The following is a 12750-nucleotide window of genomic DNA, read 5'->3' on the forward strand; positions in this document are numbered from 1 at the left end:
CCGCCTGGGGATGAGGAAACGAGGCTCATCTTATCTCCCGTTCACCCGCAAAAGACGACAATAAAACGTCATCATCCCGAAAAAGAAAAAACCCGCCGAAAATATCGACGGGTTTGTCAGCGGTCTGGGCGCAGTTCTGCGCTGCCGTCTTCCGGTTCCGCTGCGCATCGAAGGCTTGTCAAACCCTGCCCGGAATTCCCCTGTCCTGTACGCCATGCCGGTGCAAAGACTTGCAATTTCGCCCTCTCAGGCTCACACTGCACGGATGATTTGGGTGGAATCGGAGGTATTGGATGACCGATCAACCGGATGTGCAGCAGGTGCAGACCGCTTCACGTGACAATTCCACCGTCATCGATCTCCGCGAATATAAAAAGAACAAGGACCCTTTGCCGGTCACCTTTCACCGCCGCGAGCTGGATGCGATTCTGCGCATCTATGGCCGCATGGTGGGAGAGGGCGAATGGCGTGACTACGCCATCGATCACCTGAAGGAAAAGGCAGTGTTTTCCGTCTTCAAGCGCTCAGGTGAAATGCCGCTTTTCAGGATCGAGAAAAACCCCAAGCTGGCGGCGAAACAGGGTGCTTATTGCGTGGTGAATACGGATGGCCGCATTTTAAAACGTGGGCATGAGTTGCCGCAGGTTCTGAAGGTCTTCGACAAGGTTTTGAAGCTCATCGAGTGAGATGAGATGGCGCGCTATCCCACCAGCCTGCTGTGGCTCTATGCGACAAACGGGCGAAAGGGCAGTCCGTGAGAAATCTGGTAAATAAAAAGGCGGCCGGAAGGGCCGCCTTTTGCATGTCTGCCAGTTGGGTTCCTGCCCTTACTTGTCACGGTTACCCATGAACTGCAGGAGGAACATGAACAGGTTGATGAAGTCGAGATAGAGCGTCAGCGCACCCATGATCGCCTTGCGGCCAGCCACGGCAACGTCATCGCCATCGAAATACATTTCCTTGATCTTCTGCGTGTCGTAGGCGGTGAGGCCTGCGAAGATCAGAACGCCGATCGCGGAAATCGCGAACTGCAGCGCAGACGATGCCAGGAAGATGTTGACGATCGATGCGATGATCAGACCGAACAGACCCATGGTCAAGAAAGAGCCCATACCGGACAGGTCCTTCTTGGTCGTGTAACCGTAAAGAGAGAGCGCGCCGAACGAGGCAGCGGTCACGAAGAACGTCTGTACGACGCTCTGGCCGGTATAGACCAGGAAGATCGAAGACAGTGATACGCCCATCAGCGCCGCATAGACCCAGAAGGTCATCTGGGCAGCGGAAACGCTCATGTTCTGGATGCGGAAGCTAAGAAAGAACACCAGTCCGAGCGGTGCGAGCATGACGACCCAACGCAGCGGCGACGCATAGAGCAACTGGGCGAAAGCCTCATTGGTGGTCGCGAGCGTAAAGGTCGCGAATGCCGCGACACCGGTGATGACCAGAGCCAGCGCCATCAGGTTGTAAACCTTGAGCATATAGGCGCGAAGACCTTCATCGATCATCGCACCAGACTGTGCACGCGTCTGCGCCATGCGGTTCTGGTAGTTATTGAAGTCAGCCATTGTTTCCTCTTTTGAGCTCCGTGATTGCTACGGTGTCGGGATACCTCCCGGGCGCCGCTGCGGAGCTTCAGCAAGCCTGCTTGAGAATATGATGGCAGATCGTGTCCGATACAAGGCCTTTTCCCGTCGAAAAGACACCATATGCGCGAAAAGCGCTCACGTTTTGGCGATCATTACAAAGAATTAATCGTTAAAGTTAAGCGGCGTACAACCGACGATCATTCGCCTGCCTGCCGGAGAACCGGGGCTGCCTTCTGCCCGAGAATCCGCCATGTGCCGATGAGACCGATGCCCACCGTCATGACGAGGGCGACGACGAGGGTTCCGATCGCCACATCCGGCAGGAAGCTGGAGGGCAGCTTCATGATACGGGCAATCACGAACCATGCGGAGACGCCGCCGGCGAAAAGCGCGAAGACAGCGGTGGCGAGGCCGAGCATCATATATTCGTAGGAAAAGGCACGGATCAGCAGGTTTCTCGTTCCGCCCAGCGTTTTGAGGATCACCGCGTCATGGGTGCGGGCGCGGTTGCCGGCGGCGAGTGCGCCGGCAAGCACCAGAACGGACGCGATGAGCGCAACGGCCGCAGCCGCGCGACTGGCGGTGGCAAGCTGGCCGACCAGCCTGTTGACGACATCAAGCGCATCCTTCACGCGCACGCTGGTGATCGTCGGATAGGTGTTGGTGACGGCGCGCAATATGCGGCCCTCGTCGCTGGCGGTTGCAGCAGGATCGGCAAGGGTCGCAAGCCAGGCATGCGGTGCGCCGCGGAAGGTATTGGGCGAAAACACCATGACGAAATTGATTGAGAGGGATTCCCATTCGACATTACGCAGATTGGCGATCTTGGCCGTGATGCTGCGGCCGAGCACGTTGACGGTAACCGTGTCGCCAATCTTGAGACCCAGTTCTCCAGCTTCCTCGGCTGCGAAGGAAACCAGCGGCTCGCCGCTATAGTCCGGCCCCCACCAGCTTCCTTCTGTCAGAGTCGCATTTTCGGGAATATCCTGCGAATAGGTGATGCCCCGGTCGCCGCGCAGCACCCAGCGCCCGGCCGGAGGCACCTCCATCTTCGTGACGTCCTCGCCGTTGAGTGTCAGGATGCGGCCGCGCAGCATCGGCACTTCTGTCAGCGCGCCTTCCGGCGCTTCCCGTTTCAGAAGATCGCGGAAGCCCTGAAGTTCGCTGCCCTGAATATCCACGAAGAAGAAATTCGGTGCGCGGTCCGGCAGGCTGTCCGTCAATTCGCGACGCAGATTGCCGTCGATCAGCGTCAGCGTCACGAGCAGGGTCAGGCCGAGGCCGAGCGAAAGAACGACGGAGGGGGTGAGCGCGCCTGGCCGGTGAATATTGCCGATCGCCAGCCTGAGCGCAGCCGAATGAACGCGCGGGCTGCGCTTGGCGATGGCCTTGACGCCGGAGGCAACGAACCTCAGCACCATGAACGCAAAAGCGATGGCCGCCAGGAAGACCGAGGCGATGAAGCGGTCTTCCGCAGAAAAGATGGCAAGGGCGGCGAGCGCCGCCAGCAGCAGGCCGGTTGCTGCCAGATAGGGCCAGGATGGCCAGCTTCCCTCCTCGAAACCCTGTTCGCGGAAAAGCGCCGTTGCCGGCACCTCGCGCGCTTGGCCAAGGGGTACGATGGCGAAAGCGAGCGTCGTCAGGAGACCGAACAGGGCGGCAAGACCGAGAGCGCCGGGATAAAAGGCAAGCTCCTTCGGCACGGGCAATACGCCCTCCAGAAACCGCATGGCGATAAGCGGCGCGACGGCGCCGACGACAAGGCCGATGACGATGCCGACGGCGGCGATGAAGGCGATCTGGAAGAGATAGGTCATGGTGACCACCGAGGCCGGCGCACCCAGGCATTTCAGCGAGGCGATGGTGGTGCGTTTAGAATCCAGAAAGGCGCGAACGGCATTGGCGACGCCGACCCCGCCAACGATGAGCGCGGTGAGGCCCACCAGCGTCAGGAATTGCGAGAAGCGATTGACGTTTTCGGTGAGCGATGGGGCCGCCCGGTCACTGGTGCGGATGGACCAGCCGGCATCGGGAAAGGCCTTGTTGGCCGCATCGGTCATCGTTGACCGTGCCGAAGGATCGTTCAGCCTGATCTTGTAGGCATGTTCGACAAGACTCCCGTTCTGAACGAGACCCGAGGCGAAAAGGGCGTCGCGACTGACCATCAGTCGTGGAGCAAAACCGAAACCGTCGGACAGAGCATCCGGCTCGTCGACCACGGTGCCGGTCAGTTTCAGCTTCACATTACCGAGCAGGATTTCATCGCCGACCTTGATGCCGAGCCGTTCCAGCAGAAGCGGCGCGGCGATGGCGCCATAGGTGCCGCCGTTCCCGGCCAGAAGTTCGCTCAGCGGTCGGTTCGGCTCGGCCACGAAAGTTCCATAGAGCGGGTAGGCGCCGTCAATGGCCTTCACTTCCGTCAGGGTCTGTTCAGACCCATCGGCAAGGCGCGCCATGGAACGCAGCCCGGTGGAAACCGCGACGGTACCAAGGCGGTCGAGATAGGCCCGTTCCTCCTGCGTCGCCTCCCTGTTGCGCAGCTCGAAACGGACGTCTCCAGCGAGGATCGACTGGCCTTCGGTGGCTATGGCGCTAGTGACTGCGCGTGACACGGAATTGACGGCGGCTATGGCACCGGTTCCGAGCGCAATGCAGGCGAGGAAAATGTAAAAGCCGCGCAGGCCGCCACGAATTTCGCGGCGCGCAAGCCTCATGGCGTTTCTTATATTGGCGAAAGAGGGGAAAATGGAGCCGATCATGCCGATACCGCCCGCGCCATCTGGGGACGGGCGCTGTCGCCCTCAATCTCGCCGGATCGCACCTTGATCTGCCGGGAGCACCGGGCGGCAAGCGACGGATCATGGGTGACGAGGATCATCGTCATGGCCCGTTCGGCCTGCTTGGCAAAGAGAAGATCGGCGATTTGCCTGCCGGTATCGGTATCGAGGTTGCCGGTCGGTTCGTCGGCGATCAGTACGGCCGGCGAAGGGGCAAGCGCGCGGGCGATGGCGACACGCTGCTGTTCGCCGCCGGAGAGCTGGCCGGGATAATGGCTCAGGCGCTCGCCGAGACCGACAGCGACGAGCTCGCGTCTGGCGATCTCGAACGGGTTTGGAACATTGGCCAGTTCCAGCGGAACGGCGACATTTTCGAGCGCCGTCATATTGGCGATGAGATGGAAGGACTGGAAGACAATGCCGATATTCCGGCCGCGGAAATCCGCCAGCGCATCTTCGCCGAGCTTGTGCAGTTCGGTGTCGGCAATGATGATTTCGCCGCTATCGAGCCTCTCGAGACCGGCAAGCACCATCAGAAGCGTCGACTTTCCCGATCCGGAGGGGCCGACGATACCAACCGCCTCGCTCTCTCCGATTGAAAGATCGATGTTCTTGAGAACGTGAACGGAGGCGGCGGCATTGCCGAGCGTGAGGTCGGCTTTCTTCAGCTCTATGATGCTTTTCGTCACAATTCTCGTTCCTATATAGGGTGATGAAAACGGTCTGGCGCTCGATGCGGTCGGTATTTCAGACAATGGGAACCAAGTTAGGAAAGCCGTGATGAGATTTAAAGCTGCCCTGTTTCACTTCATCGTCATTTTCGCCGCTGCCTTTTCGGGCTCTGTTGCGATGGCTCAGGAACGGACATTGCAACTGGTCGGCCTCGGCGACAGCTTGATGGCTGGTTATCAGCTGCCGCCAACCGACAGCTACACCGCACAGCTTGAAGCTGCATTAAAGGGCAAGGGCGTCAATGTCGCCATCGCCAATGCCGGTGTCTCCGGCGATACCTCCTCAGGTGGTCTGGCGCGAGCGGAATGGTCGGTTCCCGATGGTACGGACGGGGTCATTCTGGAACTCGGCGCGAATGATGCGCTGCGCGGAATTCCCCCGGAACAGACGGAAAAGAACCTCGATACCATCATTTCCGGTTTCCAGAAACGCAATATAGCCGTGCTGCTGGTCGGCATTATGGCACCGCCGAATATGGGCGATGATTATGCCAGCCGCTTCAATCCGATCTTTCCGAAGCTCGCCGAAAAATACAACCTGCCGCTTTATCCGTTCTTTCTTGATGGCGTGGTGACGGATGATGCGCTGAAGCTGGACGACAAGATGCACCCCAATACGAAGGGTGTGGCGACGATGGTTGAAAAATCTTTGCCGGTTGTTGAAAGCTTCATCACGACAATCGGTGCGCAAAAAAAATAAGCACTTGCGCCCGCCTGCATTGCGTGATTCGCTATGCTTGTTCTGCCAAGAGATTCGGGGAGCTCGCCATGCCGAGACTGTTTACCGCCCTCGAAATTCCGCGCAATGCGGCTATGAGCCTCTCATTGTTGCGCGGTGGTCTGCCGGGAGCCCGGTGGATCGATGTGGAGAATTATCACATAACCCTGCGTTTTATCGGTGACATCGACGGTCGTACCGCAGATGAGGTCGTGGACAGGCTGGACCGGATCGACAGGCCGGAATTCCAGCTGAACCTCACCGGTATGGGGTCCTTCGGTTCCAAGAAACCGCATTCCATCTGGGCCGGGGTTTCTCCCTCGCCGGAAATGCATGCGCTTCAGGCGGAAATCGAGCGGATTTGCCAGAGGATCGGTCTCCCGCCCGATCCGCGCAAGTTCATGCCGCATGTCACGCTGGCGCGGTTGCGCTCCTCCCGCGTGGACGATGTGGTGCAGTATCTTTCCGGACGCGGCAACTTCCGCACCTCGCCCTTCACGGTCGGCCGTTTCGTGCTGATGTCGTCGAAGGAGTCGGTGGGCGGTGGACCCTATATCGTTGAAGAGGCGTTTCCGCTTCATGAGGCGCGGTCCAGCTCCATCTTTTCGAGCAACGATCTGCATCCTGCCAAGAGCATGTTGTAGACCTTGAGGAACCCGTCCTCGGCCCCGTAATAGGGGTCGGGGACGTTCTCGCGGCAGCCAGTGGCATAGTCCATGAAGAGATGGATCTTGTGTCGCTGCCTTCCCGGGCTCGATTGCAGCAGGTTCGCCAGATTGTTTTCGTCCATGGCGAGTATCAGGTCGAAGGTCTCGAAATCCGCCAGGGTGACCTGTCTCGCCCGCTGCCGGGAAATATCGACGCCATGCCGTCGCGCCATGGCGATGGACCGTGGATCGGGCGCGTCACCCGCGTGCCAGCCGCCGGTGCCGGCGGAATCGATGGTGAGCTGATCAGACATGGCCGCGCTGTCGGCAAGGCGTCTCAAAATCCCTTCGGCCAGCGGTGAACGGCAGATATTGCCCATGCAGACAAAAAGAATAGCTGTATGTTTCATGGATTGTGCGTCGATCCCGTCGTTGAAGCGTTAATGGGTCTCAAGCGGAGGTAAGTTCATGAAATATCCCAGACTAGAGCCGGACGCCATCCGGCAGGCCCTGTCGAAACTAGAGGGCTGGTCCCTGCGCGAGGACGGAGCGGCTATCGTCCGTTCCTTCAAGTTTGCAAGCTTTGCGGAAGCCTTCGGTTTCATGGCCGAATCCGCACTTGTGGCGGAAAGGCTCAATCATCATCCCGAATGGTCCAATGTCTATTCGCGGGTGAAGGTCTGCCTCACCACCCATGATTCGCAGGGTGTGACGGAGCGCGATTTTCTTCTGGCCGAGGCCATGCAGAAGGCGGCTGTGGCCCGAAGCAATTGAACGGCGGAGCTTAAATCCCATATAATAGCCGTGACCGGAGGACCGTCGATCGTGGATGATGTGAAAATCGGTGAAATTCTTCTGCCTGGTGAAGCCGACAGGCGGGAGGAGCGCGAGAACGTCGTGCGTGCGAAATTCTGGCCCAAGCTAAAGCGCGTGATGTCGAAGGTACCTTTCGCACGCGATGCGGCGGCGGCCTATTATTGCGCGATCGACCGCGATACGCCGCTGCGCGCCAAGGGTATCATCCTGGCGGCGCTCGCCTATTTCATCATGCCGATGGATGCCGTGCCGGATGTGCTGGCCGTTATCGGATTCACTGACGACATCGCCGTCATTACGGCAGCGCTCGCTATGATCCGCGCCCATATCAAGATGGAGCACTACGAGGCGGCTGACGCCATGCTGAAACGGCAGCAGGAAGCCGGGTAACGCCTCTGTGATCTGCCTGTTCGGGCGAGCCTGACGGGCGACAAATTCTTGCCTGAATTTATGTGTCATACACACGAAAGAAGGGTGTTTCGCACCTTTCTCCTCAGGGCGTCGGGAGTCGCCAATCTGTAACACCGCAAGACGTTTCCGGCATTTTATGCGTGTTGTTGACGGTTTGGTAACCGCTTCCCGACCACAATGAGAAAAGACGATCCGCACCTGAACGTGGCCGATCCAGAAACTGGGCTCGCCGATGCTTCGGGCCAATGGAAGACAATAACCCGGCAGGAAATTCAATGTTTGTAAGAAGTGTAGCAACCGCAGCGGCCATTTTGCTGACCAGCGTCGGCGTAGCATCTGCACAGTCGCCCACGCGCATCCAGCAGTTCAATGCATGGGGTGCCTATTCGTACAAATCGGGCAACAGCACCGTCTGCTACGTTCTTTCCATTCCGACCGCCAAGGAGCCGGCAAATGTCGACCACGGCGATATCTTTTTCATCGTTTCGCAACGTCCGGGGCAGAACATTTCCTATGAGCCGCAGGCCATGGTGGGTTATCCGCTCAAGCAGGGTTCCAAGGTTAATGTGACGATCGACAACAAAAACTTCGTCATGTTCACCAAGGACAAGGCCGCCTGGGTTGAAAACGCCGCCGAAGAACCGGCGCTTGTGGCGGCCATGAAGGGCGGCAGGTCCATGACCGTCAAGGCCACCTCCGGCCGTGGCACCGCGACGTCCTATTCCTATTCGCTGTCGGGTATTTCGGCGGCTCTCAAGCAGATCGAGAGCTGCAAATAATCCTGACACCGTATTGTGTCTGACAATGGCCGGTCCTTGACCGGCCATTTGCGTTTTTGCTTGTTTGATGCTAAAGGCGCGGCAACATTGACAGGCGGATGCGCGAAAACTGCTCCGCCTTTGATTTTCTCGACATGCAGACGATTTTCCGCCTATCCGAAAGGCCGGTCGTGCGATGCATGGAATGATGGGATAGCGTAATGTCTGTAATGCAAGCCCCTGCCGGCCTGGCAGTCAAAACGCCGTTGATCGCCAATAGCGATCTGATGTCCGGCAAGCCGTCGCTGATCGGCATGACCCGTGAGGAAATGGGTGAGGCGCTTTCGGAAATCGGCGTGCCGCAGAAGCAGGTGAAGATGCGCGTCAGCCAGTTGTGGAACTGGCTTTATGTGCGCGGCGTCTCCGATTTCGACAATATGACCAATGTCGCCAAGGAGCTTCGCGAGAAGCTGAAGGCGGCCTTTACCATCGCCCGTCCGGAAATTGTCGAGGAACAGATTTCCAATGACGGCACCCGCAAATGGCTGATGCGGTTCCCACCGCGCGGTGCGGGACGTCCGGTCGAAATCGAGACGGTCTATATTCCCGAAGAGGGTCGCGGTACGCTGTGCATTTCAAGCCAGGTGGGCTGTTCGCTGACCTGTTCCTTCTGTCACACCGGCACCCAGCGCCTCGTGCGCAACCTGACGGCTGAGGAGATCCTTTCCCAGCTTCTGCTGGCACGCGATCGGCTCGGTGATTTTCCCGACGGTTCGACGCCGGTCGGCGCTTATGTGCCGAGCGAAGGCCGCAAGGTTTCCAACATCGTGATGATGGGCATGGGCGAGCCGCTCTATAATTTCGAGCATGTGAAGACCGCGCTTTTGATCGCCACCGATGGCGACGGCCTGTCGCTCTCCAAGCGTCGCGTCACGCTCTCCACATCGGGCGTTGTGCCGGAAATCTTCCGCACCGGCGATGAGATCGGCGTCATGCTGGCGATTTCGCTGCATGCGGTGCGCGACGAGCTGCGCGACATGCTGGTGCCGATCAACAAGAAATATCCGCTGAAGGAACTGATCGAGGCCTGCCGCAAATATCCGGGCCTCTCCAACGCCCGTCGCATCACCTTCGAATATGTGATGCTGAAGGATGTCAATGACAGTCTGGAAGACGCCAAGATGCTGGTGCAGCTTTTGAAGGGTGTCCCGGCCAAGATCAACCTCATTCCGTTCAACCCATGGCCGGGCACGAACTATCAGTGCTCGGACTGGGCGCAGATCGAGAAGTTCGCCGATTTCATCAATCAGGCAGGTTATGCTTCGCCGATCCGCACGCCGCGCGGTCGCGATATTCTCGCCGCCTGCGGCCAGTTGAAGTCGGAATCGGAACGGATGCGCAAGACCGAAAGGCTGGCTTTCGAGGCGATGATGATCGCCAACCACGGCGCGGATGACTGAATAAGCCGCAATTGCCGCCTGAAAGCTTGTTTTGCAGTGGTTCTCCGATTGATTTCGGGCTGTCTTGTTCCTAAGAAGACGAAAACAGGGAACCAACAGGAGGATATCCATGCGCGCATTCATTCTGGCTCTCGCCGCCGCGAGCGCCCTCGTTCTGCCGGCCAAGGCTGAAAACGTCACCGTTGCTGTCACCGCCATCGTCGAACATCCGGCGCTTGACGCCGCCCGTGACGGCGTCAAGGCCGCGCTTGCTGAAGCCGGTTACAAGGAGGGTGAGAACCTCAAGTTCCTTTATGAGTCCGCGCAGGGCAATCCCGGCACCGCCGCGCAGATCGCGCGCCAGTTCGTTGGCGATGCGCCGAACGTCATCGTGCCGATCTCCACGCCCTCCGCGCAGGCCGTCGTTGCCGCCACGCGCGACATTCCGGTTGTCTTCACGGCGGTTTCCGACCCGGTCGGCGCACAGCTCGTCAAGGACATGCAAAAGCCTGGCCGCAACGTGACCGGCCTTTCGGACATGCTCCCGGTTGGCGAACATCTGGCGCTCATCAAGGAAATCTCCCCGAACGCCAAGTCCATCGGTTTCATCTACAATTCGGCCGAGGCCAATTCCGTATCGACGCTCGCCCTCTTGAAGGCTGAGGCTGAGAAGGCGGGTCTCAAGGTTGTTGAATCCGTCGCCACCAAATCGGCAGAAGTGCAGGGTGCAACCCGCGCACTGGTCGGCAAGGCCGATGTGATCTACGTTCCGACCGACAACACTATCGTTTCCGCTTTCGAAGCGGCTGCCGGTGTTGCTTCCGAAGCCAAGATCCCGCTTTACGCGGCCGATACGGATTCGGTCGCCCGCGGTGCGGTTGCCGCCCTCGGCTTCAACTATTTCGACGTTGGCAAACAGACCGGCGCCGTCGTTGTCCGCATTCTCAAGGGTGAAAAGCCGGGCGATATTCCGGCAACCGTTGCTGTCGGCACTGATCTGGTGATCAACAAGAAGGCCGCCGAAAAAGCCGGCGTCACCTTCCCGGAAAGCGTCACCAAGCGCGCCACCAAGGTCATCGACTGAACCGAAACCAGACTGAATAACGGGCGGCGGCAAATTCGCCGCCCGTTTTACGTGGCGCGAGACAGCACCCGTATCCGCCTGATGGCGGCAATAACAAGGACATTACCGTGAGCCAAATCGCCTTCTGGGGCGCCGTGGAGCTGGGACTGGTCTTCGCTTTCGTGGCGATCGGCGTTTATCTCGCTTTCCGTGTGCTTGATTTTCCTGACTTGACCGTGGACGGTTCGTTTCCGCTCGGCGCCGCCGTGGCTGCCGTGCTGATCATCGCCGGTCTGAATGCCTGGGTTGCGACGGCGATTGCGATGGTGGCCGGTGCCGCCGCCGGCATCGTGACCGCCACCCTCAACGTTCGTTTCAAAATCCTCAACCTGCTTGCGTCGATCCTGACGATGATCGCGCTGTTTTCCGTCAATCTGCGCGTGATGGGAAAGCCGAATGTGGCGCTGCTCAATCAGGATACGATGATATCGCCGTTTTACGGCCTCGGCCTGTCGGAATATCTGGTGCGGCCGCTGTTCGTCGGCGCGCTGGTGCTGGCCGCGGTCATCCTCGTCTGGCGTTTTCTTGAAAGCGATGCGGGCCTTGCCATGCGCGCGACGGGCGCCAATGCCCGGATGGCGCGGGCGCAGGGGGTGAAGACAGGTAACCAGATCTACCTCGGCATGGCGCTTTCGAATGCCCTGGTCGCTCTCGGCGGCGCGCTGTTCGCGCAGACCAATGGTTTTGCGGATGTGACCTCCGGTGTCGGCACTATCGTTGTCGGGCTTGCGGCCGTCATCATCGGCGAAACACTGTTCGGCGCGCGCGGTATTCTGGTCGCGCTGATCGGCTGTGTCTTCGGCTCCATCGCCTATCGTCTCGCCATCCAGCTCGCTCTGTCGAGCGATGTGCTGGGCCTCAAGGCGTCCGATCTCAATTTCGTAACGGCGGTATTGGTGGCCATCGCATTGATCCTGCCCCGACTGCGCCGCGGGGGAGCAACATCGTGATTTCCCTTTCCGATATTCAGGTTGTCTTCGGGCGCGGCACGCCGCTGCAGAAGCAGGCGCTCTCCAAGATCGACCTCACTATTGAGGATGGCTCCTTCGTCACCGTCATCGGCTCGAATGGCGCCGGCAAATCGACGCTGCTCGGCGTTCTCGCCGGTGATGTCCTGCCGACGGCGGGCAAGGTGATGATCGGCGGCGCCGATGTAACCCGCAAACCGACCGCCAGCCGGGCGGGGCGGGTGGCACGCGTGTTTCAGGACCCGCTGGCGGGCAGCTGCGGCGCGCTCACCATCGAGGAAAATCTGGCGCTGGCGGCGTCGCGCGGCACGCGTCGCGGCCTTTTGCCGGCGCTTGGGCGTGGTCGGCGGGATTTCTTCAAGGAGCGGATCGCTTCGCTCAATCTCGGGCTGGAAAATCGTCTGAAGGACCGCATGGACCTTCTGTCCGGCGGTCAGAGGCAGGCAGTCTCGCTCGTCATGGCGACGTTGTCCGGCTCGGACGTGCTGCTGCTGGATGAACATACGGCGGCACTCGATCCCGGCATGGCCGAATTCGTGATGGAGTTGACCCGCAAGGTGGTGTCGGAGCGCAAGCTGACGACGCTGATGGTTACCCACTCCATGCGTCAGGCGCTGGATTATGGTAGCCGCACGATCATGCTGCATGCCGGTGAGATCGTGCTCGACGTTTCCGGCGACAGCCGCAGGGATCTCGAGGTCGAAGATTTGATCGACATGTTCCGCAAGATACGCGGCCAGAAGCTCGATGACGATGAGTTGCTGATCGGTTGATTG

General features: G+C 59.4%; 14 protein-coding genes. 10 read left to right on the plus strand and 4 right to left on the minus strand.

The features are described from left to right. The first annotated feature begins 293 nt into the window (after window positions 1-293). Window positions 294-686 (plus strand): DUF2794 domain-containing protein, encoded by a 393-nt coding sequence (locus tag PL599_RS15945; RefSeq protein WP_003523170.1) that lies wholly within the window; start codon window positions 294-296, stop codon window positions 684-686. Between the two features lie 141 nt (window positions 687-827). Here the strand turns inward: PL599_RS15945 and PL599_RS15950 are convergent, their stop codons facing one another. The 3 genes from PL599_RS15950 to PL599_RS15960 all read right to left on the minus strand — a co-directional run bounded on the left by PL599_RS15950 (window position 828) and on the right by PL599_RS15960 (window position 5052). Next, a complete protein-coding gene (locus PL599_RS15950; RefSeq protein ID WP_271359295.1) occupies window positions 828-1565 on the minus strand; it encodes a Bax inhibitor-1/YccA family protein in 738 nt (245 codons plus the stop codon). 218 nt (window positions 1566-1783) lie between these two features. Further along, complete coding sequence (locus PL599_RS15955; protein WP_269824771.1) at window positions 1784-4345, minus strand: ABC transporter permease; 2562 nt, start codon at window positions 4343-4345, stop codon at window positions 1784-1786. Then, window positions 4342-5052, minus strand: coding sequence for an ABC transporter ATP-binding protein (locus tag PL599_RS15960; RefSeq protein WP_269824770.1), 711 nt, complete (start codon window positions 5050-5052; stop codon window positions 4342-4344). The genes PL599_RS15955 and PL599_RS15960 overlap by 4 nt, the downstream gene beginning before the upstream one ends. A 91-nt stretch (window positions 5053-5143) precedes the next feature. Between PL599_RS15960 and PL599_RS15965 the strand changes: the two genes are divergently transcribed. Together PL599_RS15965 and thpR are read left to right on the plus strand one after the other, a co-directional pair. Next, the gene (locus tag PL599_RS15965; RefSeq protein WP_142912960.1) at window positions 5144-5794 is read left to right on the plus strand and encodes an arylesterase; all 651 of its coding nucleotides are present in this window, start codon (window positions 5144-5146) and stop codon (window positions 5792-5794) included. A 68-nt stretch (window positions 5795-5862) separates the two neighbouring features. Continuing rightward, on the plus strand, window positions 5863-6456 hold the full coding sequence (thpR, locus tag PL599_RS15970) for an RNA 2',3'-cyclic phosphodiesterase (protein ID WP_077985482.1): 594 nt from the start codon (window positions 5863-5865) through the stop codon (window positions 6454-6456). On the opposite strand, the gene PL599_RS15975 is transcribed toward thpR, so the two are convergent. Then, a complete protein-coding gene (locus tag PL599_RS15975) occupies window positions 6390-6869 on the minus strand; it encodes a low molecular weight protein-tyrosine-phosphatase (protein WP_142912961.1) in 480 nt (159 codons plus the stop codon). The genes thpR and PL599_RS15975 overlap by 67 nt on opposite strands. Before the next feature lie 58 nt (window positions 6870-6927). On the opposite strand from PL599_RS15975, the gene PL599_RS15980 reads away from it, so the two are divergent. From PL599_RS15980 to PL599_RS16010, 7 genes are all read left to right on the plus strand, one after another. After that, window positions 6928-7233, plus strand: coding sequence for a 4a-hydroxytetrahydrobiopterin dehydratase (locus tag PL599_RS15980; RefSeq protein ID WP_142912962.1), 306 nt, complete (start codon window positions 6928-6930; stop codon window positions 7231-7233). 51 nt (window positions 7234-7284) lie between these two features. Beyond that, complete coding sequence (locus tag PL599_RS15985; RefSeq protein ID WP_077985485.1) at window positions 7285-7665, plus strand: YkvA family protein; 381 nt, start codon at window positions 7285-7287, stop codon at window positions 7663-7665. A gap of 296 nt (window positions 7666-7961) precedes the next feature. Beyond that, complete coding sequence (locus PL599_RS15990; protein WP_077985486.1) at window positions 7962-8465, plus strand: invasion associated locus B family protein; 504 nt, start codon at window positions 7962-7964, stop codon at window positions 8463-8465. Window positions 8466-8731: 266 nt separating this feature from the next. Further along, a complete protein-coding gene (rlmN, locus tag PL599_RS15995; protein ID WP_142913030.1) occupies window positions 8732-9904 on the plus strand; it encodes a 23S rRNA (adenine(2503)-C(2))-methyltransferase RlmN in 1173 nt (390 codons plus the stop codon). A gap of 109 nt (window positions 9905-10013) precedes the next feature. Continuing rightward, entirely contained in the window at window positions 10014-10967 is a 954-nt protein-coding gene (locus PL599_RS16000) for an ABC transporter substrate-binding protein (RefSeq protein ID WP_077985487.1), read from the plus strand. 107 nt (window positions 10968-11074) lie between these two features. Further along, complete coding sequence (locus PL599_RS16005; protein WP_077985488.1) at window positions 11075-11956, plus strand: ABC transporter permease; 882 nt, start codon at window positions 11075-11077, stop codon at window positions 11954-11956. Then, a complete protein-coding gene (locus PL599_RS16010) occupies window positions 11953-12747 on the plus strand; it encodes an ABC transporter ATP-binding protein (RefSeq protein ID WP_077985489.1) in 795 nt (264 codons plus the stop codon). The genes PL599_RS16005 and PL599_RS16010 overlap by 4 nt, the downstream gene beginning before the upstream one ends. Window positions 12748-12750: the final 3 nt, after the last annotated feature.

It is taken from the genome of Agrobacterium sp. ST15.16.055 (assembly GCF_027956555.1).
In the GTDB taxonomy this organism is placed as follows: Bacteria; Pseudomonadota; Alphaproteobacteria; order Rhizobiales; family Rhizobiaceae; genus Agrobacterium; species Agrobacterium salinitolerans.